Raw genomic sequence first — 19,501 nt, 5'->3', positions numbered from 1 at the left:
GATGAGGAATGATCGGAGGCGTGACCGAAGCCCAGCAGACCAGCGAAGCCAGCACTGACGGTTGGGTCGCCACTGACTCGACCCCGGACTCACCGCCGGCGGCCACGGCCGCCGCGGCCGACAACGCCCTGCCCGAGGACCGTTACCTCAACCGCGAGCTGAGCTGGCTGGACTTCAATGCGCGGGTCCTGGCGCTGGCGGCCGACCCATCACTGCCGCTGTTGGAGCGGGCCAAGTTCCTGGCCATCTTCGCCTCCAATCTCGACGAGTTCTACATGGTGCGGGTGGCCGGGCTCAAACGTCGCGACGAGACGGGTTTGTCGGTGCGCTCCGCAGACGGACTCTCCCCGCGGGAACAGCTGCGCCGCATCGCTGAACGCACGCAGCAGATCGCCAGCAGGCACGCCAGGGTTTTCCTCGACGCGGTCCGTCCTGCGCTGGCCGAGGAGGGCATCCTCGTCGTCACCTGGTCCGATCTCGATGACGCCGAGCGGTCGCGGCTGTCCACCTATTTCCACGAGCAGGTGTTCCCTGTCCTCACACCGTTGGCCGTGGACCCTGCTCACCCCTTCCCGTTCGTCAGTGGGCTGAGCCTGAACCTGGCCATCACGGTGCGCCAGCCCGAGGACAAGACACAGCATTTCGCACGCATCAAGGTTCCCGACAACGTCGACCGGTTCGTTGAACTGGCCGGCCGCGACGGCGATGACGGCGACGGCGCCGCCCGGGGGAAGGGGGTCGTGCGGTTCCTGCCGATGGAGGAACTCATCGCGGCGTTTCTGCCCGTGCTGTTTCCCGGCTTGGAGATCGTCGAGCACCACGCATTCCGCATCACCCGCAACGCCGATTTCGAGGTCGAAGAAGACCGCGATGAAGACCTCCTCAAGGCGCTGGAGCGGGAACTGGCGCGCCGCCGGTTCGGCTCACCGGTGCGACTCGAAGTCGCCGACGACATGACCGAGAACATGCTCGAGCTGCTGTTGCGCGAACTCGACGTCAATCCCGGCGACGTCATCGAGGTTCCAGGACTTCTGGACCTGTCGTCACTGTGGCAGATCTATGGAGTGGACCGGCCCGCACTCAAGGACCGCACGTTCGTTCCCGCCACACCGCCGGCGTTCGGTGAGCGGGAAACCCCCAAGAGCATCTTCTCCACCCTGCGCGACGGAGACGTGCTGGTACACCACCCTTACGATTCTTTCTCCACCACCGTGCAGCGTTTCATCGAACAGGCCGCCGCTGATCCGAACGTCCTCGCGATCAAGCAGACCCTGTATCGCACGTCCGGCGACTCCCCCATCGTCAACGCGCTGATCGACGCGGCCGAAGCGGGCAAGCAGGTGGTTGCCCTGGTCGAGATCAAGGCACGGTTCGACGAGCAGGCCAACATCAAGTGGGCCCGTGAACTCGAAAAGGCAGGCGTACACGTGGTCTACGGGCTGATCGGGCTCAAGACCCACTGCAAGACCTGCCTCGTGGTGCGGCGTGAGGGATCGACCATCCGCCGCTACTGCCATATCGGCACGGGCAACTACAATCCGAAAACCGCACGGTTGTACGAAGATGTCGGCCTGTTGACGGCCTCACCCGATATCGGCGCCGACCTGACCGATCTCTTCAACTCCCTCACCGGGTACTCACGAAAAGTCAGCTACCGCAACCTGCTGGTGGCCCCGCACGGCGTGCGCAAGGGCATCATCGAACGCATCGAGCGGGAGGTCGCCGCGGCCACCGACGGTGCCGATGCCCGGATCCGATTGAAGGCCAACGCACTCGTCGACGAGCAGGTGATCGATGCGCTCTACCGCGCCTCACAGGCAGGGGTGCGCGTGGAAGTGGTGGTGCGCGGCATCTGTGCGCTCCGGCCCGGGGTGCCGGGTTTCTCCGAGAACATCGTGGTGCGCTCGATTCTCGGTCGTTTTCTCGAACACTCGCGGATTATTCACTTCCGCGCCATCAATGAGTTCTGGATCGGCAGCGCCGACATGATGCATCGTAATCTCGACCGCCGGGTCGAAGTGATGGCGCAGGTGAAGGATCCACGGCTGACCGCTCAGCTGGACGAGGTGTTCGAATCCGCGATGGATCCCGCCACCCGCTGCTGGGAACTCGCCGCCGATGGTCACTGGACCGCCCTGCCGTTCGAGGGGCAGACGGTGCGCGACCATCAGGTTTCCTTGATGGAGAAGCACCGAAATCCCTGAGCCGGCACCAACTGATCTGCAGGAGTGAGGGTGTCGAAGAACCCCAAGGTTTCGGATGCTCGCACCGCGCACCGGCCCCACGCAGTGGTGCGGGCCGCCGGTGCGGTGCTGTGGCGACCGCTGGAGGACTGGACGGGCGACGGCTCGACCCCCGTCGAGGTGGCAGTCATCCACCGTCCGCGGTATGACGACTGGTCGCTGCCGAAAGGCAAGGTGGACCCGGGTGAGATAGAACCGGTGACCGCGGTGCGGGAGATCGCCGAAGAGACGGGTTTCCGCGCGCAGCTGGGACGGCGGCTCACGTCGGTGAGCTATCCGATCGAACAGGGCACCAAGAAGGTCCGGTACTGGGCTGCGCGCGTCGACCCGACCTGTTCGCCGGGTGAATTCACGCCCAATGACGAGGTGGACAAGCTGCTCTGGCTGCCGGTCTCCGATGCGCTGACCCGGCTGGGCTACGCCCAGGACCGTAAAGTCCTGCGCCGGTTCACCAAACAACCGGCGGACACCAAGACGGTGCTGGTGGTCCGGCACGCCACGGCGGGCCGCAAGAGTCGCTACAAGGGTGACGACCGCAAGCGCCCGCTCGACAAGCACGGCCGGGCCCAGGCCGAATCGCTCGTCGCTGTGCTCTCGGCTTTCGGCGCCACCGACCTGCATGCCGCCGACCGCGTGCGCTGCACCCAGACGCTGGAGCCGTTGGCTGAAGAGCTGGGTGTCACGATCAACGAGGAACCCGCGCTGACCGAAGAGGCCTACGCCGACAGCCGGAAAGCGGCCCGGCAGCGCATGCTCGAGATTGCCGACCAGCCCGGCACCCGCGTGATCTGTAGCCAGGGGAAGGTGATTCCCGGCCTCATCGAGTGGTGGTGCGAACGAGACGGGGTCCGGCCGGACAAGTCGCGTAATCGCAAGGGCAGCACGTGGGTGCTCTCGATCTCAGAGGGTCGGCTGATCTCTGCCGACCACATCGACAGTCCACTGGCCACCGGCTGACACCTCACCAACACGAATACGCCGCGGGTGTACCTGACACCCGCGGCGTATTTGATTGTGCTGTGGACGAGCTCGGCCTACTTGCGGCCGCGCTTGGCCGGAGCCTTCTTGGCAGCCGGAGCCTTCTTGGCAGCGGTGGCCTTCTTGGCGGCGGGAGCCTTCTTGGCCGGAGCCTTGGTGGCCGGAGCCTTCTTGGCAGCCGGAGCCTTCTTGGCCGGAGCCGCCTTGGTGGCGGTGGCCTTCTTGGCCGGAGCCGCCTTGGTGGCGGTGGTCTTCTTCGCAGCGGTGGTCTTCTTGGCCGGAGCCGCCTTGGTGGCGGTGGCCTTCTTGGCCGGAGCCGCCTTGGTAGCGGTGGCCTTCTTGGCCGGAGCTGCCTTGGTAGCGGTGGCCTTCTTGGCCGGGGCCGCCTTCGTCGCAGGCGCCTTCTTCGCCGCCTTCGCGGGTGAAGACTTCTTGGCGGCGGTGCGCTTGGCCGGGCCGGCCACCACACCACGCTTGACGGCGGGGCCCTCAGCCGGGAGGCGCTGTGCGCCAGAGACAACGGCCTTGAACTGTGCGCCCGGACGGAAGGCGGGGACGGAGGTCGGCTTTACCTTCACGGTTTCTCCGGTGCGCGGGTTGCGCGCGACACGGGCTGCGCGCTTGCGCTGCTCGAAAACACCGAAGCCGGTGATGGTGACGCTGTCGCCCTTGTGCACCGCACGCACAATGGTGTCGACGACGTGCTCGACGGCGGCCGTCGCCTGCCGACGGTCCGAGCCCAATTTCTCCGTGAGTACGTCGATGAGCTCTGCTTTGTTCATGCAAATCCTCCGAAGCCAGTGGTCCTGTCTGAACCGACTAGAGGACACGGTAAACCCTGTCAAGGCTGATTTCCAAGAGCCACGCGCAATTTCAGGCGCTTCTGACCGAGAATTCGGCAATCAGCTTGGGCCCCTTCGGGGGTCAATCCACCATTTCGGAGCGGCTCCGGACCGGCTCCGAACCACGCTCGGGCGCCCCGAATTCGGGGCGCCCGGCGCTCTCAAGGAACGGGAAGGGTGCGGGGTTTCCACTCCGGCCGGGACGCCTCGAATGCCTCGATCGAATCGAGTTTCCGCAGCGTAAGGCCTATATCGTCGAGTCCTTCGAGCAACCGCCATGCCGTGTAATCGTCAATGGTGAACGGCACCACCACCGTTCCGGCGGTGATATTCCGATCTTGAAGATTCACAGTGATTTCCATACCGGGGTTCTGCTCGATGAGCTTCCACAGCAGTTCCACATCGTCTTGTGTGACTTCCGCCGCTAAGAGCCCGGCCTTGCCGGCGTTACCCCGAAAAATATCGGCGAAACGCGGCGAGATAACCACCCGGAAGCCGTAGTCCATGAGCGCCCACACGGCATGTTCGCGGGAGGAACCGGTTCCGAAATCGGCGCCGGCGACCAACACCGAGCCCTTGTCGAATGGACTCAGATTCAGAATGAAACCGGGGTCATTTCGCCAAGCGGCGAACAATCCGTCCTCGAAACCTGTTCGGGTTACCCGCTTCAGGTAGACCGCCGGGATGATCTGGTCGGTGTCCACATTCGACCTGCGCAATGGGACACCGATGCCGGTGTGGGTGTGAAAGGCGTCCATCGAAATACTCCTTGAAGACTCTGGAGGGGGGCTGACTCAGGCGTCGAGATCTGCCGGCGATGACAAGGTGCCGCGCACCGCCGTGGCTGCCGCCACCAAGGGCGATACCAGATGGGTGCGTCCACCTTTGCCCTGACGGCCTTCGAAATTTCGGTTCGAGGTCGAGGCGCAGCGCTGTCCCGGTTCCAACTGGTCGGGATTCATGCCGAGGCACATCGAGCACCCCGCCTGCCGCCATTCGGCACCCGCGGCGAGGAAAACGTCGCTGAGCCCTTCGGATTCGGCCTGAGCCTTGACCCGCATGGACCCGGGGACTACGAGCATCCGGACACCGTCGGCCACCTGGCGCCCGCGCAACACCTCGGCCGCGGCGCGCAGGTCCTCGATCCGGCCGTTGGTGCACGACCCGACGAAGACGGTGTCGACGGTGATCTCTCGCATCGGCATACCCGGACGAAGGTCCATGTATGCCAACGCCTTCTCGGCCGCCTGCTTGTCGGCGTCATTGGTCATCAGTTCCGGGTCGGGAACCGACGCCGAGAGCGCCACCCCCTGGCCCGGATTGGTTCCCCAGGTGACGAACGGGCTCAAGGTCGAGGCGTCGATGTAGACCTCGGTGTCGAATTCGGCGCCCTCATCGGTACGCAACCGGTCCCAGGCCGCCACCGCGTTGTCCCAGTCCGCACCCGTGGGCGCGTGCGGGCGCCCCTTCAAGAATTCATAAGTGATTTCGTCAGGCGCCACCATGCCCGCTCGCGCGCCCGCTTCGATGCTCATGTTGCAGACCGTCATCCGGCCTTCCATCGACAGTGACTCGATGGCACTGCCCCGGTACTCGATGACGTGGCCCTGGCCGCCGCCGGTACCGATCTTGGCGATCACGGCCAGGATGATGTCCTTGGCCGTAACGCCAGCGGGCAGTTGACCATCGACGTTGACCGCCATGGTCTTGAACGGTTTCAGGGGCAGGGTCTGGGTGGCCAGGACGTGTTCCACCTCCGACGTTCCGATACCCATGGCCAGCGATCCGAACGCTCCGTGCGTCGAGGTGTGGCTGTCACCGCACACCACCGTCATACCCGGCTGGGTCAGGCCCAGCTGCGGGCCGATGATGTGGACGATGCCCTGCTCGGTGTCGCCCATCGGATGCAGGCGGATACCGAATTCCTCGCAGTTGCGCCGCAACGTCTCCACCTGGGTGCGCGACACCGGATCCGCGATGGGCTTGTCGATGTCGATCGTCGGCACATTGTGGTCTTCGGTGGCGATCGTCAGGTCCGGGCGCCGTACCGGCCGCCCGGCCAGCCGGAGTCCGTCGAAGGCCTGCGGGCTGGTGACCTCGTGCACGAGGTGCAGATCGATGTAGATCAAGTCGGGTTCGCCGTCGCCTGACGCGACGACGTGGTCGGCCCACACCTTTTCGGCCATGGTCCGGGGCTGCTGCTCGTTGGCCATCACATCTCGATTCGTCAAATTTCCGTACCGCAGGGAGTGAGAAACGCTTGGGCTGGTTATCTCAACATGCGGGACGCTAGTATCTCACTGTGAGACAGGATAGCGGTATCGGCGTTCTCGACAAAGCGATGGGTGTGTTGCATGCGGTCGCCGATTCCCCATGCGGTCTGGCGGAACTGTGCGAGCGCACCGGTCTGCCACGGGCCACCGCACACCGGCTCGCGGCCGGACTCGAAGTACACCGACTTCTGGCCCGCGACCCGGAGGGACGCTGGCTTCTCGGACCCGCCATCAGCGAGCTCTCCGCCCATGTTCACGATTCGCTGCTTTCTGCGGGCGCCGCGGTATTACCCCGGCTCCGCGAGATCACCGGCGAGAGTGTGCAGCTCTACCGGCGCGACGGCACCAGCCGGATCTGCGTCGCGGCGTTGGAACCGCCTGTCGGCCTTCGCGATACGGTGCCCATCGGCACCCGGCTGCCGATGACCGCCGGCTCTGGCGCGAAAGTCCTGCTCGCGTACGCGGACGCGGCCACCCAGCTGGCGGTGCTGCCGTCGGCGAAATTCACCGATCGCACCTTGGTGGAGGTACGCAAGCGGGGTTGGGCACAGAGCGCGGCCGAACGCGAAGCCGGGGTCGCCAGTGTGTCAGCACCGGTGCGCGACGCCAGAGGTGCTGTGATCGCCGCGGTGTCGGTGTCGGGACCGATCGACCGGATGGGAAGGCGGCCCGGCGCCCGCTGGGCGGCTGACCTGTTGGCGGCCTCGGAGGCGTTGACCCGCAGGCTGTGACAGGCCCGTGACCGAGCCGGATGCTGTTCTCTGCGACACTCACGGGATGGGAAGCAACCAGCGCTCGCAGATCGTGATGTCCACCGATGAGATCACTGAATTCGTCGTCACCAGCCGCACCGGAACGCTCGCCACAATCGGCGCCGACGGTCAACCCCATCTCGTGGCGATGTGGTACGGCGTCATCGACGGTGAGATCTGGCTCGAGACCAAGGCGAAGTCACAGAAGGCCGTGAACCTGCTGCGCGACCCCCGGTTCACCTTCCTGATCGAGGACGGCGACACCTACGACACCCTGCGGGGTGTGTCCTTCGAGGGGCGCGCTGAGATCGTCGACGACCCGGAGACGTGTTTCCGGGTCGGTGTGAGCGTCTGGGAGCGCTATACCGGCCCCTACAGCGAGGATATGAAGGCCGGGGTCGAACTGATGATGAACAAGCGGGTGGCCGTGCGTCTGGCTGCCAACCGCACCCGGTCGTGGGATCACCGCAAGCTCGGCCTGCCGGCGATGCCGCTCGCGGGTTCGACGGCCCCGAACGGGCCTCGGTGATGAGGGAGGTTGATTGGTAGCCCCGATGGGATTCGAACCCACGCTACCGCCGTGAGAGGGCGGCGTCCTAGGCCGCTAGACGACGGGGCCAGAACCAATCCGTGTGGTCCGCGCCGGGAGAAATCTCTCGGTGTGGACCGGAGAGCAGCATAGCTCAGCGCGTTGCGCCAACCTAATCGCCTGCTCCAGCTGGGGTACCAGGACTCGAACCTAGAATGGCTGAACCAGAATCAGCTGTGTTGCCAATTACACCATACCCCAATACGGCTCATAACCGCTGGTCAGCGCCGTTTCTCGCGATGTTCGCGCGGTCTCGCGGTGCTGTCCCGACTGTTGTGGGCCGACGAAGAGACTACCAAAGATTTCGGGGCCGATTTACCAGCCGCCGGCCGAGTACCCCTGCCTAGGCCCGCGGTGCCTCCCGCAGCCGCTGCAGGCTGCGGTCGCGACCCAGCAATTGCAGCGATTCGAACAGTGGCGGGCTCACCGACGAGCCGGTGGCGGCAACCCGGATCGGGCCGAACGCCTTGCGCGGTTTGAGTTCGAGCCCGTCGATCAGCGAGGTCTTCAGCGCGGCCTCGATGTTCTCGGTGGTCCATTCGCCGACGCTTTCCAGCGCCGAGACCGCGGCGTCGAGCACCGGGGCCCCGGCGGCGCCGAGCTCCTTGGCCGCTGATTTCGGGTCCAGCGTGTACTCGGCGTCGTTGAGGAACCGCAACAGGCCCCAGGCATCGCTGAGCACCACGATGCGCGTCTGCACCAGTGCGGCCGCCTCGGCAAAGCCGGCGTCGTCGAGTCCGGTGTCGTACCCGTGTGTGGCGAAATAGGCGCTGAGGCGGCGGGTGAACTCCTCGGGTGGGAGCAGCCGAATGTGCTCGGCATTGATGGCGTCGGCCTTCTTCTGGTCGAAGCGGGCCGGGTTGGAGTTGACGTTGCGGACGTCGAACGCCGCCACCATCTCGTCGAGGCTGAACACGTCATGATCGTCAGCGATCCCCCATCCGAGCAGCGCCAGGTAGTTCAGCAGCCCCTCGGGGATGAACCCGCGATCACGGTGCAGGAAGAGATTGGACTGCGGGTCGCGTTTGGACAGCTTCTTGTTGCCCTCGCCCAGAACGCTTGGCAGGTGTGCGAACTCGGGTACCCGGTCGGCCACCCCGATCCGGATCAGCGCCTGGTACAACGCGATCTGACGCGGTGTCGACGGCAGGATGTCCTCGCCACGCAAGACGTGGGTGATCTTCATCAGCGCGTCGTCCACCGGATTGACCAAGGTGTACAACGGATCCCCGTTGCCGCGGGTGATCGCGAAATCCGGTACCGAACCCGCGGCGAATGTCGTCGGCCCGCGCACCAGGTCATCCCAGGACAGATCCTCATCCGGCATCCGCAGCCGCAGTACGGGGTTTCGCCCCTGGGCGCGGAATTCGGCCCGCTGCTGCTCGGTCAGATCACGGTCGTGATTGTCGTAGCCGAGTTTCGGATTCCGGCCCGCCGCGATGTGTCGGGCCTCGACCTCCTCGGCCGTCGAGAAGGCCTCGTAGACCTCGCCGGCTTCCAACAGTTTGGCCACCACGTCGCGATAGATCTGGCTACGCTCGGACTGCCGGTAGGGCGCGTACGGACCGCCGACCTCCGGGCCTTCGTCCCAGTCCATGCCCAGCCAGCGCAGGGCGTCCAGGATCGCCGCGTAACTCTCGGCGCTGTCGCGCGCGGCGTCGGTGTCCTCGATCCGGAAAACGAAGTCGCCCCCGGTGTGTCGGGCGTAGGCCCAGTTGAACAACGCCGTCCGCACCAAACCGACATGCGGAGTCCCGGTCGGGGACGGACAGAACCGGACTCGTACTTTCGTCATCATTTCCCTTTACGCACAACAGGATTGGTGAGGGTACCGATTCCCTCGACGGTGATGCTCACCGAGTCCCCGTTTTCGATCGGCCCGACACCTTCCGGCGTGCCGGTCAAGATGAGGTCACCGGGGAGCAGCGTCATCACCGCCGACACCCACTCGACGATGGCGCCGATGTCGTGGATCATCAGCGAGGTCCGGCTACGTTGCCGTACCTCACCGTTGACTTCGGTACGCAATTCCAGATCGGCCGGATCCAGATCGGTGACGATCCAAGGGCCCACCGGACAGAACGTGTCGTGACTCTTGGCGCGCATCCACTGACCGTCCTGCTGCTGTTGATCCCGTGCCGAGACATCGTTGGCGATCGTGTAGCCCAGAATGTTCTCAGCGGCTCGCGCGGCAGGCACATCCTTGCACGGCCGGCCGATCACGATGGCCAGCTCGCCCTCGTGGTGGACCGGAAAAGCATCGGCGGGCAGCAGGATCGGCGCGTTCGGACCGACGATCGCGGTGTTGGGCTTGAGGAAGATCACCGGATCCTCGGGCGCGGTCCCGCCCATCTCCTCGGCGTGGGCGGCGTAGTTCTTGCCCATCGCCACCACCTTGCTGGCCAGGATCGGCGCCAGCAGCCGGACATCGGCCAGCGGCCACTGCCGCCCGGTGAACGTCGGCGTACCGAACGGATGTTCGGCGATTTCGCGTACCACAGCGTCACCGGGAGCGTCACCGGTGCCGACGTCTCCTTCGATGCTGACAAAAGCGACCCCATCGGGGCTGGCGATTCGACCCAAACGCATGGGTCAAGCCTAGTGGTGGGCGACGAGGCGGTTGCGAGGCACGAGCAACCGGGGAGGAGAGCCACCACCAACAGGGCTAGTGGTGGGCGACGAGGCGGTTGCGAGGCACGAGCAACCGGGGAGGAGAGCCACCACCAACAGGGCTAGTGGTGGGCGACGAGGCGGTTGCGAGGCACGAGCAACCGGGGAGGAGAGCCACCACCAACAGGGCTAGTGGTGGGCGACGAGTGCCAGCCCACCACCATTGGGGTCAGCGCAGAGCGAACATCCGCTGGAGGAACGGTGTCGAGTCGGCCGTCGACGCCAGTACGGTGCCGCTGTGGTCCTCGTCGGGATAGACACGAAGCTCGACGTCCTGGCCGCTGGCCCGTAGTTCGTCGGCGAACGTCAGGGTTGAACTCGGTGGGACATCGCGGTCGAGCAGGCCGACGCCGAGGAACAGCGGGCGGTCGTAGCCGCTGGCCGGAATCCCCATGAAGCTGTCGAGTGCCGCGTCGATCCCGGGGATGGACGCCAGCGGCGCACTGAAGAATGCAGCCGGTGTGAAGTCGGCCAGTTCGTCGGCCAGAGGACCGACGCAGACGGTTTCTGCCCGTTCGGCGGCGGCCGCCCCCGCGGGCGTGAGCACGGAATCCAACCGTAGCTCGGGGTGGGCCTCGCGCAGAGCGGCCACGATATAGGCGGTGTAGGCGTTGGCCACCGGCGCCACATCGGGGACGTCGAAATCGGGTCCGGCACGCTTGACGATCCGCTCGATGTTGGCCGGGGTGCCGGTGGCCACCACACCCCGGTAGTCCAGTCCGGACCCCGCACTGAATTCAGTGGCCCAGCGCGCGGTGCTGACGGCGGCCGCGCCACCCTGGGACTGCCCGACCACCGCCCACTGCGGTGAGAGCGCAACGTCCAATTGGTGTGCGGCGATGACGGAATCGACGACGCCGCGCGCGGTGGTGACGCTGTTCAGATAGCTCATCAGCCCCGGTGTGCCCAGGCCGGCGTAGTCGGTGGCCACCACGGCATAACCCTGATCCAGCCAGTGCGACAGGTACTCGTCATCGCGCGGGCTGCGCGGCAGCGCCGACGGTGTGCAGTCGTCACCGAGACCCACCGTTCCGTGTGCCCAGGCCAGCACCGGCCAGCCGTCTTCCGGCGGTGCGCTCTTGGGGAGGAACACCGCACCGGTACTCACCGCGGCCGAATCGTGTTGATCGAGTGTCGAGTACAAGATCCGATAGGCACGTCCCGCGCCGGTGACCGACAGCGCCGGGTCCAGCGGCACCGATGTGATCAGCCGGCCTGGGGGCGGGATCGCGCCGTCGAAGAAGCGCGCGTCCAGTCCCGACCAGACCGGAGTGGCCGCGTACGCCGTTGCGGGGGTGCCGATCAAGGCGGCAAGGCACAACAGTGCCGCCGCAAGGTATCGCGATGTTCTGCTGGCCGTCACCAGGTCACCGTACCCAGCCGCGAAACCCGTCCCATATTTCGAGACGTGAATTCAGCATATTGAGACACCGTGGCACCATGTCAGCTATGCCCGCCTACGCGATCGGCTCCGTGCGCCGCTGGTCGATGTTGGTGATCGCGCTCATCTCGACGCTGTTCACCAACGTGTTCATCAACGGGATCGCCTTTCTGATCCCCACATTGCACGCCGAACGCGGCCTCGATCTCGCCGCAGCCGGCCTGATCGCCTCACTCCCGTCATTCGGCATGGTGGCAACACTGATCGTGTGGGGTTACGCCGTCGACCGGTTGGGCGAGCGGCTCGTGCTGACCGCCGGCGCCGCATTGACCTCCGCAGCGGCGTTCGCGGCCGCGTCGGTGCAGTCGTTGGTGGCCGTCGGCGTGTTCCTCTTCCTGGGCGGCATGGCGGCCGCGAGCTCGAATGCCGCCAGCGGTCGACTGGTGGTCGGGTGGTTTCCTCCGCACCAGCGAGGCCTGGTGATGGGTATCCGCCAGACGGCTGTGCCACTGGGAGCGGGGCTGGGCGCCTTGGTAATTCCTCGGCTGGCCGCCGCCGAGGGCGTCTCGGTGGCGCTACTGTTCCCCGCCATCGTGTGTGCGGTTTCTGCCCTGGTCTGCGGTGTGGGCGTACTCGATCCGCCGCGCCCGCCTCGCGCGCAGGCTCCTGCCCAGGACCTGGCCAATCCTTACCGTGGGTCGGCGGCCTTGGTCCGCATCCATGCCATCTCCGTGTTGCTGGTGGTTCCACAGGCTTTGGTGTGGACGTTCACGCTGGTCTGGCTGATCGCCGACCGCGGCTGGTCACCGACCGCGGCGGGGTTACTGGTGGGCGTCGCCCAACTCCTGGGCGCCGCAGCGAGAGTGGCCGCAGGCTACTGGTCGGACCGCGTTGGGCAACGATTGCGGCCCATCAGATTCATCTCGGTGGCCGCCGCAGCGACCATGGGGCTGCTCGCCCTGACCGATTGGCTGGACTCCCCCATCAGCATTGCTGTCATCCTCATGGCATCGGCGATCACAGTGGCCGACAACGGTTTGGCGTTCACCGCGATCGCCGAGATCGCCGGGCCGTTCTGGAGCGGCCGGGCACTGGGCACTCAGAACACCAGCCAGCATCTCGCCACGGCCGTCGCGGCACCGCTGTTCGGTGGACTCATCGGGGTGGCCGGGTATCCGGCGGCATTTGCGGTGTGCGCGCTGTTTCCGCTGGCGGCAGTCCCGTTGGTGCCGGTGGACGCCGACCCGCTGCGGACCGCGCCGAAGACCCCCGCCTGACTCAGTTTTCGGGCTCGGACAAGCGTTCCATCGCCAGAACGGCGACCTCGAGCGCACTGCGTTCGAGGTCGGTGAACCCGCGTAACCGCTCGTCGAGGTAAGCGTCGAATTGCGCGGCGGTGGCCGTCACCACCTCGCGACCTGCCGCGGTGGTGACAACCAAGGTGGATCTGCCGTCCCGCGGATCGGGGACCAACCGCACGAAACCCTGGTCCGCCAACCGGGAAACGATCCGCGTGATGGTCGACTTACCGAGGTTCTCGGCGCGCGCCAGATCAGTCATCCGGATCTGCTCGTTCGACACCACGAACGACAGCACCGCGAATCGCGACGGTGAAAGGTCGGCGTCATTACCGGCCTCCTGCCGCACCCGTTGGGCCAACCGCATCGAGGCCACCCGTAAACGGGTGACCAAAGGTGATTCACTGGCCACCATTACCCCGTCCCGACAACTTTTGGTTTCGAGTATGAACTATCTTCCCGAGTCGTGGGATGGAAAAACCGGCCTCTCGCAACAAAATCGAGACACAGCACCAGGGTGACGATAGATTCAATAGTACGAAGTCAGAACTAATTCGAGTGCTGCAAGGAGGTACTCATCTCGCCCTCCTCGCGGGCCACTGAAATTCGGGTGCCGTGGCGTCAACTCAGTCCGACGGTCCTGATCCCGAACCTGTTGCACGGCGCCGGCCAGGGCGCCGTCGTCCCGGCCATCCCCATCGCGGCCGTCGACTTCGGCGCGAGTTACGGATTGGCGGCCGTCACGGCCGCCATGCTCCCCGTCGGCCAGCTCCTGTTTGCACTGCCGTCCGGCTCGCTGGTGTCCCGGTTCAGTGAAAAAGCGGTCATGCTCGCCGCCGTGGTCACCACGTTGATCGGTGGGGTGTGCGCATTCCTGGCCCCCTCGCTACCGGTCTTGATGGCCAGTTCGTTCCTGATGGGCAGCGGGGTCGCGGTGTTTCAGATGGCTCGGCACGCCTGGATCACCGTGGCGGTGCCCGTCGAGGTGCGCGGCCGCTCGCTGGCACTGGTGGCCAGCTTCAACAGGTTGGGCATGTTCGTCGGCCCGTTCATGGCCGCAGCCGCGCTGTGGCTGGCCGACGACACCCGCAGCGCGTTCGTGGTGATCATCGCCACCGATGTCCTGTTGTTCGCCCTCGTGGCCTGCGTTCGGTTTCCCCGCGGCGTGGCAGGCTCAGCGCCGACGGCGGAGAAGAACCGGGCTGCGCCTGGGGTTTTGGCCACTCTGCGGCAAAACCGCGGCGTGCTGCTGCGGCTGGGCACCGTGACGTCGATCCTGGGCACCGTGCGGATGACGCGCAAGATCTTCGTTCCGCTGGTGGGCGTCGCGCTGGGCATGGACGCCGTGTCGGTGGCGGTGCTGGTGGGAGCGGCGGCCGGAGTTGATTTCGCGCTGACCTATGTCGGCGGCATCATCATCGACCGGTGGGGCCGGATGTGGGTGGCGGTGCCGCCCATGGTCATCTTCGGTCTCACCCACATCGTGATGGCGGTTGCGGGTTACCTTCCCGCGAGCCAGCTCTGGTTCATTTCCGCCACACTGTTGATGGCGGCCGGGAACGGGATCAGCGCCGGCGTCGTCGCGACCATGGGCTCGGACCTGGCCGACCCGCACAACCCCGGCCCGTTCCTGGGCTCGTGGCGGCTGATCACCGACTTCACCCCCTCGCTTGCCCCCCTGGCGATCTCAGCGCTGGTGGCGGTGTCGTCACTGAGCATCGCGTGCGCAGCGGCCGGGGTCATGGCACTGGCCGGCGCCACACTGCTACCGCGCTATATCCGCCGCTACCTGCCGCGGACCTGACGCCGCGGCAGCACCAGCAACGCGGCCGTGAGGAGCAGAGCGCACCGAGGAAGGTGCCCAGATCGGCCAGTGTCGCATTGGCCGACGCACCGGTCTTGAACACGAACGCGCCCAGGGCGGACACACCGAAGGCCACACAGCCCACCATGTTGATCCATGCGGCCAACCCGTTCCGCGAGCGCATCGCCGTCAGCGACATCAGCCCCAGGATCCCACTGACCAGAAACGCCACCGACCCGGTGGCGTCCGGAGCCCACACGAAGCGCCGTTCAGTGGTGACGGCCGTGGCCCACACCGCGGTTCCGGTGCTGACGTTGAACAGCACGGTACCTGCGAATTGTGTTGCCGCCGAGAGCCATTCAAGCCGTCTGCACGGATCGCTGAGCACCAGCTGCATCCAACCAGCGGTGGTGAACAACCACGAGCCGATGAAGCACAACGTGTTCGCCGCGACGGCCGGCGGGCCGATCCCGGGAATGGTGGCGACGGCGAACAGCGTCGAACCGACGGCGAACAGCCAGCACTGCCGGGTGAGCGACGCGAGCCGGACCGCCGCCCGAGCTACAGCTTCCCCGCGATCCGCTCGCCGACAGCTGATGTCGACAGCTTTTCGTCACCACGAGTCGCCAGGTGTTCTTCGACGGCCTTGTCCACGCGGGCCGCCGCTTCCGGCTCACCGACGTGCGCCAACAGCAAGGCCACCGACATGATGGCCGCCGTCGGGTCGGCAATGCCCTGGCCCGCGATGTCCGGGGCGCTGCCGTGCACCGGTTCGAACATCGACGGATTGGTGCGGGTGGCATCGATGTTGCCGCTGGCCGCCAGGCCGATCCCGCCGGACACCGCTGCGGCGATGTCGGTGACGATATCGCCGAACAGGTTGTCGGTGACGATGACATCGAAGCGGCCCGGATCGGTGACGAGGTGGATCGTCGCCGCGTCGACGTGCTGGTAGGCCACCTCGACGTCGGGGAACTCCTCACCGACTTCGGCCACGATGCGCGACCACAGCTTTCCGGCGAAGGTCAACACGTTGGTCTTGTGCACCAGGGTCAGATGCTTGCGCCGCTGCTGCGCGCGGGTGAAGGCGTCGCGCACCACGCGCTGCACACCGAAGGCGGTGTTGAGGCTGACCTCGGTGGCGACTTCGTGCGGGGTGCCCACGCGGATGGCGCCGCCGGTACCGGTGTAAGGCCCCTCGGTGCCCTCACGAACCACCACAAAATCGATCGGCGGGTTCCCGGCCAGCGGGCTGTTGACCCCCGGGTACAGCTTGGACGGCCGCAAGTTGATGTGGTGATCGAGCTCGAAGCGCATGCGCAGCAGTAGACCCCGCTCCAACACACCGCTGGGCACCGACGGATCGCCGATGGCCCCGAGCAGGATCGCGTCGTGGCCCTTGAGTTCCTCGACCAACCCGTCGGGCATCACCTCGCCGGTGGCGTGGTAGCGCTTGGCGCCCAGGTCGTAGCTGGTCTTCTCGACGCCGGGAAGCACGGTGTCGAGCACCTTCACGGCTTCGCCGATGACCTCGGGGCCGATACCGTCGCCGGCGATGATCGCTAGTTTCATGACAGGTCAACCACTTCCAGCGTCACGGCGTCGACAGCGGTTCCGATGGCCTGTCGCACCTCGTCAGGGACATCGCGGTCCAGTCGGAGCATGATGGTGGCCCCTTCGCCGTCGGCGTCCTGACTCAGTTGGGCGGCAACGATGTTGACCTCCGCGCCGCCCAGCAGCGTGCCGATCTTGCCGAGCGCCCCGGGCTGATCGTTGTAGTTGATGATGAGGTTGACACCCTCGGCGCGCAGGTCGAAGTTGCGCCCGTTGATCTGCACGATCTTCTGGACGAGCTGCGGTCCGGACAGGGTGCCTGCCACATTGTTGGAGGCGCCGTCGGCGTACACGGCGCGCACATCGACGACGCTGCGATGGTTGGGGCTCTCCGAGGCGGTGCTCAATTCGGCCGCAACGCCCCGCTCGGCCGCGAGCGCCGGAGCGTTGACGAAGGTCACCTGATCTTCGATCACCGCCGAGAACAGCCCCCGCAGCGCCGAGAGCCGCAGCACCTCAACCTCTTCGGAGGCGAGTTCGCCGCGGACCTGCACCGACAGCGACACCGGCAGTTCAGTGGACAGCGCACCGATCAGGACGCCGAGCTTGCGCACGATCTCCAACCACGGCGCCACTTCCTCGCCGACGACACCGCCGCCGACGTTCACCGCGTCCGGCACGAACTCACCGGCCAGGGCCAGCCGCACACTGGCGGCGACATCGGTACCGGCCCGGTCCTGTGCCTCTGCGGTCGAGGCGCCCAGGTGCGGGGTGACCACGACCTGGGGCAGATCGAACAGCGGACTGTCCGTGCAGGGTTCGGTGGCGAAGACATCCAGGCCAGCGCCGCGGACGTGACCGCTGTTGATCGCGTCGGCGAGCGCCTGTTCGTCGATGAGCCCGCCACGGGCCGCGTTGACGATGATCACGCCGGGCTTCGTCTTGGCCAGCGCTTCCTTACCGATCAGGCCCGCGGTTTCGGGGGTCTTGGGCAGGTGCACCGAGATGAAGTCCGCCCGAGCCAGCAGTTCATCGAGACTGAGCAGTTCGATTCCCAGCTGGGCCGCGCGGGCGTGCGAGACATACGGGTCATAGGCCACGACGTGGGTGCCGAACGCCGCCAATCGCGCGGCGACCAGTTGGCCGATGCGGCCGAGGCCGACGACACCGACGGTCTTGCCGAAGATCTCGGTGCCGGAGAACGACGAGCGCTTCCAGGTCCGCTCCCGCAGCGTGGCATCGGCAGCGGGAACCTGGCGGGCTGCGGCCAGCATCAGGGCCAGCGCGTGTTCGGCCGCACTGTGGATGTTTGACGTCGGTGCGTTGACCACCAGGACACCGCGCGCCGTGGCGGCGTCGACGTCCACGTTGTCCAGGCCGACACCGGCGCGCGCGACGATCTTCAGTTTGGGCGCCGCCGCCAGTACCTCGGCGTCGACGGTGGTGGCCGAGCGCACCAGGAGTGCGTCGGCGTCGACCACCGCGGCCAGGAGTTTCTCGCGGTCCGGTCCGTCCACCCACCGCACCTCCACCTGGTCGCCGAGGGCGGCGACGGTGGATTGGGCGAGTTTGTCGGCGATGAGTACTACAGGCAAGCTCACGGCAGACAGCGTAGTGGGCTCTAATATGACGGTGGACGTCACCATCGTCGGAAGCGGTCCCAACGGGTTGACCGCCGCCGTCATCCTGGCTCGCGCAGGCCTGTCGGTGCAGGTATTCGAGGCACAGACCACTTACGGCGGGGGTGCGCGCACTCTCCCCGACCCGGAGTACCCCGGGATCGGTCACGACATCTGCTCGGCGATTCACCCGCTGGCGCTGGCCTCGCCGTTCCTGGCCGAGTTCGACCTGCCGGCCCGGGGCGTCGAGCTGGCGGTGCCGGAGATCTCCTACGGCAATCCGCTGCCGGACGGTCCGGCAGCGATCGGTTATCACGACATCGAGCGCACTGCCGCCGAGCTGTCCGACGGCGCCTCGTGGCGACGTCTGCTGGGTCCGCTCGCCGAACGTTCCCCCGGTGTGGTCGGCTTGCTGCTCGGTGACAAACGATCCGTGCCACCGGATCTGGTGGCCGCGGTCCGCGTCGCCCGCCGCATTGCCGAACAGGGCACCCCGGCTTGGGGGTTGTTACGCGGCACCGATGCCAGGGCGTTGTTCAGTGGTGTTGCCGCCCATGTGATTTCACAGATGCCGTCGCTGGTGTGCGCTGGGGCCGGGCTGATGCTGGCCACCCTTGCGCATTCAGTGGGCTGGCCGGTACCGGTGGGCGGCAGTCAGGCGATCGCCGACGCGTTGATCGCCGATCTGCGCGCGCACGGCGGAGTGCTGACCGCTGGCGAACCGGTCACCACCGCACCCCGCGGCGTGGTGCTCTATGACACCTCCCCCACCGCCCTGCTGGACATCTACGGCGATCGCATTCCGGAGCGGTACGCAAAAACCTTGCGGAACTACCGCTTCGGACCGGGAGTCGCCAAGGTCGATTTTGTGCTCTCCGGTGAGATCCCGTGGAAAGACCCGCGCCTGGCGCCGGCGCCCACCCTGCACCTGGGCGGTACCCGTGAACACATGGCGCTGGCCGAGAAGGAGATCGCCGCCGGCCGGCACGCCGACTGGCCGATGGTGCTGGCCGCGCTGCCGCACCTGGCCGACCCCACCCGCATCGACGAGGCCGGCCGCCGCCCGCTGTGGACGTATGCGCATGTGCCGTTCGGTTCGCCCGTCGACCAAACCGAAGCCGTCACAAGCATTTTCGAGCGGTTCGCACCCGGCTTCCGGGATCTGGTGGTGGCGGTGCGCAGTACGACGGCCAATCACCTGTCCCACCACAACGCCAACCTGGTGGGCGGTGACATCGGCGTCGGTGGCAACAACATGTTCAGCGCCGTCACCGGCCCCGCCCTGCGGCTCAATCCATGGTCCACGCCGATCTCGGGGGCTTATCTGTGTTCGTCGGCCACTCCACCCGGTGGCGGTGTGCACGGGATGGCGGGCTACTACGCCGCCCGGACTGTGCTGCGGCGGGAATTCGGCATCAAGAAGCTGCCGTCGCTCGGGCCGGGACGGTTGCGATCTCCACACAGCGGGTAGAGGTGCGTTGTGCGCCGTGATCAGAGG

The 19,501-nt window shown here is 66.4% G+C and carries 16 protein-coding genes, 2 tRNA genes and 1 pseudogene; 7 read left to right on the top strand and 12 right to left on the bottom strand.

From position 1 onward, the window contains the following. Positions 1-20 precede the first annotated feature (20 nt). Both NL241_RS13220 and mutT1 read left to right on the top strand, forming a co-directional pair. Positions 21-2,204: an RNA degradosome polyphosphate kinase gene (locus NL241_RS13220; RefSeq protein WP_487689098.1), complete on the top strand. Its 2,184-nt coding sequence runs from the start codon at positions 21-23 to the stop codon at positions 2,202-2,204. A gap of 30 nt (positions 2,205-2,234) precedes the next feature. Beyond that, positions 2,235-3,200 carry an 8-oxo-(d)GTP phosphatase MutT1 gene (gene mutT1 / locus NL241_RS13215; protein WP_487689096.1) on the top strand — a complete coding sequence of 322 codons (966 nt, stop codon included), beginning with the start codon at positions 2,235-2,237 and terminating at the stop codon, positions 3,198-3,200. 77 nt (positions 3,201-3,277) lie between these two features. On the opposite strand, the gene NL241_RS13210 is transcribed toward mutT1, so the two are convergent. From NL241_RS13210 to leuC, 3 genes are all read right to left on the bottom strand, one after another. Next, entirely contained in the window at positions 3,278-4,003 is a 726-nt protein-coding gene (locus NL241_RS13210; protein WP_494397777.1) for an HU family DNA-binding protein, read from the bottom strand. A gap of 221 nt (positions 4,004-4,224) precedes the next feature. Then, a complete protein-coding gene (gene leuD, locus NL241_RS13205) occupies positions 4,225-4,821 on the bottom strand; it encodes a 3-isopropylmalate dehydratase small subunit (RefSeq protein WP_487689092.1) in 597 nt (198 codons plus the stop codon). Positions 4,822-4,857: 36 nt separating this feature from the next. Next, positions 4,858-6,276, bottom strand: coding sequence for a 3-isopropylmalate dehydratase large subunit (gene leuC / locus NL241_RS13200; RefSeq protein ID WP_487689090.1), 1,419 nt, complete (start codon positions 6,274-6,276; stop codon positions 4,858-4,860). An 89-nt stretch (positions 6,277-6,365) separates the two neighbouring features. Between leuC and NL241_RS13195 the strand changes: the two genes are divergently transcribed. Further along, positions 6,366-7,067, top strand: coding sequence for an IclR family transcriptional regulator (locus NL241_RS13195; RefSeq protein ID WP_487689088.1), 702 nt, complete (start codon positions 6,366-6,368; stop codon positions 7,065-7,067). A 46-nt stretch (positions 7,068-7,113) separates the two neighbouring features. Beyond that, positions 7,114-7,617: a pyridoxamine 5'-phosphate oxidase family protein gene (locus tag NL241_RS13190; RefSeq protein ID WP_494397776.1), complete on the top strand. Its 504-nt coding sequence runs from the start codon at positions 7,114-7,116 to the stop codon at positions 7,615-7,617. A gap of 14 nt (positions 7,618-7,631) precedes the next feature. Here the strand turns inward: NL241_RS13190 and NL241_RS13185 are convergent. The 5 genes from NL241_RS13185 to NL241_RS13165 all read right to left on the bottom strand — a co-directional run bounded on the left by NL241_RS13185 (position 7,632) and on the right by NL241_RS13165 (position 11,710). Beyond that, positions 7,632-7,707, bottom strand: a tRNA-Glu gene (locus NL241_RS13185). A gap of 99 nt (positions 7,708-7,806) precedes the next feature. Continuing rightward, positions 7,807-7,878: transfer RNA gene (locus tag NL241_RS13180), tRNA-Gln, on the bottom strand. 142 nt (positions 7,879-8,020) lie between these two features. Further along, positions 8,021-9,475 (bottom strand): glutamate--tRNA ligase, encoded by a 1,455-nt coding sequence (gene gltX / locus NL241_RS13175; protein WP_494397775.1) that lies wholly within the window; start codon positions 9,473-9,475, stop codon positions 8,021-8,023. Then, positions 9,472-10,266: a fumarylacetoacetate hydrolase family protein gene (locus tag NL241_RS13170; protein ID WP_487689082.1), complete on the bottom strand. Its 795-nt coding sequence runs from the start codon at positions 10,264-10,266 to the stop codon at positions 9,472-9,474. The genes gltX and NL241_RS13170 overlap by 4 nt, the downstream gene beginning before the upstream one ends. Before the next feature lie 250 nt (positions 10,267-10,516). Beyond that, the gene (locus NL241_RS13165) at positions 10,517-11,710 is read right to left on the bottom strand and encodes an alpha/beta hydrolase family protein (protein ID WP_494397774.1); all 1,194 of its coding nucleotides are present in this window, start codon (positions 11,708-11,710) and stop codon (positions 10,517-10,519) included. Positions 11,711-11,796: 86 nt separating this feature from the next. Between NL241_RS13165 and NL241_RS13160 the strand changes: the two genes are divergently transcribed. Continuing rightward, positions 11,797-13,005: an MFS transporter gene (locus tag NL241_RS13160; protein ID WP_487689078.1), complete on the top strand. Its 1,209-nt coding sequence runs from the start codon at positions 11,797-11,799 to the stop codon at positions 13,003-13,005. A 1-nt stretch (position 13,006) separates the two neighbouring features. On the opposite strand, the gene NL241_RS13155 is transcribed toward NL241_RS13160, so the two are convergent. Beyond that, positions 13,007-13,393, bottom strand: a complete 387-nt coding sequence (locus NL241_RS13155) for a MarR family winged helix-turn-helix transcriptional regulator (RefSeq protein WP_487689076.1) — start codon at positions 13,391-13,393, stop codon at positions 13,007-13,009. 243 nt (positions 13,394-13,636) lie between these two features. Between NL241_RS13155 and NL241_RS13150 the strand changes: the two genes are divergently transcribed. Further along, a complete protein-coding gene (locus tag NL241_RS13150) occupies positions 13,637-14,830 on the top strand; it encodes an MFS transporter (RefSeq protein ID WP_494397773.1) in 1,194 nt (397 codons plus the stop codon). Here NL241_RS13150 and NL241_RS13145 read toward each other — a convergent pair. The 3 genes and pseudogenes from NL241_RS13145 to serA form a co-directional block, all read right to left on the bottom strand. After that, positions 14,812-15,347: pseudogene (locus NL241_RS13145) on the bottom strand (hypothetical protein). The gene NL241_RS13150 and the pseudogene NL241_RS13145 overlap by 19 nt on opposite strands. A gap of 44 nt (positions 15,348-15,391) precedes the next feature. Beyond that, positions 15,392-16,402 (bottom strand): 3-isopropylmalate dehydrogenase, encoded by a 1,011-nt coding sequence (locus NL241_RS13140; RefSeq protein ID WP_494397772.1) that lies wholly within the window; start codon positions 16,400-16,402, stop codon positions 15,392-15,394. Beyond that, complete coding sequence (gene serA, locus NL241_RS13135; protein ID WP_487689070.1) at positions 16,399-17,985, bottom strand: phosphoglycerate dehydrogenase; 1,587 nt, start codon at positions 17,983-17,985, stop codon at positions 16,399-16,401. Before serA ends, NL241_RS13140 begins: the two co-directional genes overlap by 4 nt. Before the next feature lie 31 nt (positions 17,986-18,016). Between serA and NL241_RS13130 the strand changes: the two genes are divergently transcribed. Beyond that, positions 18,017-19,474, top strand: a complete 1,458-nt coding sequence (locus NL241_RS13130) for a phytoene desaturase family protein (RefSeq protein WP_494397771.1) — start codon at positions 18,017-18,019, stop codon at positions 19,472-19,474. Positions 19,475-19,501 lie beyond the last annotated feature (27 nt).

Source organism: Mycolicibacterium sp. SMGY-1XX (genome assembly GCF_059132455.1).
This window is presented reverse-complemented; position numbering and strand designations above follow the sequence as displayed.

What these genes read in the sequence shown, in the direction of transcription:
- NL241_RS13210 (WP_494397777.1), bottom strand. Translation starts at nt 4,003, where the DNA reads ATGAACAAAGCAGAGCTCATCGACGTACTCACGGAGAAATTGGGCTCG.
- leuD (WP_487689092.1), bottom strand. Translation starts at nt 4,821, where the DNA reads ATGGACGCCTTTCACACCCACACCGGCATCGGTGTCCCATTGCGCAGG.
- leuC (WP_487689090.1), bottom strand. Translation starts at nt 6,276, where the DNA reads ATGGCCAACGAGCAGCAGCCCCGGACCATGGCCGAAAAGGTGTGGGCC.
- NL241_RS13190 (WP_494397776.1), top strand. Translation starts at nt 7,114, where the DNA reads ATGGGAAGCAACCAGCGCTCGCAGATCGTGATGTCCACCGATGAGATC.
- gltX (WP_494397775.1), bottom strand. Translation starts at nt 9,475, where the DNA reads ATGATGACGAAAGTACGAGTCCGGTTCTGTCCGTCCCCGACCGGGACT.
- NL241_RS13170 (WP_487689082.1), bottom strand. Translation starts at nt 10,266, where the DNA reads ATGCGTTTGGGTCGAATCGCCAGCCCCGATGGGGTCGCTTTTGTCAGC.
- NL241_RS13160 (WP_487689078.1), top strand. Translation starts at nt 11,797, where the DNA reads ATGCCCGCCTACGCGATCGGCTCCGTGCGCCGCTGGTCGATGTTGGTG.
- NL241_RS13155 (WP_487689076.1), bottom strand. Translation starts at nt 13,393, where the DNA reads ATGCGGTTGGCCCAACGGGTGCGGCAGGAGGCCGGTAATGACGCCGAC.
- NL241_RS13140 (WP_494397772.1), bottom strand. Translation starts at nt 16,402, where the DNA reads ATGAAACTAGCGATCATCGCCGGCGACGGTATCGGCCCCGAGGTCATC.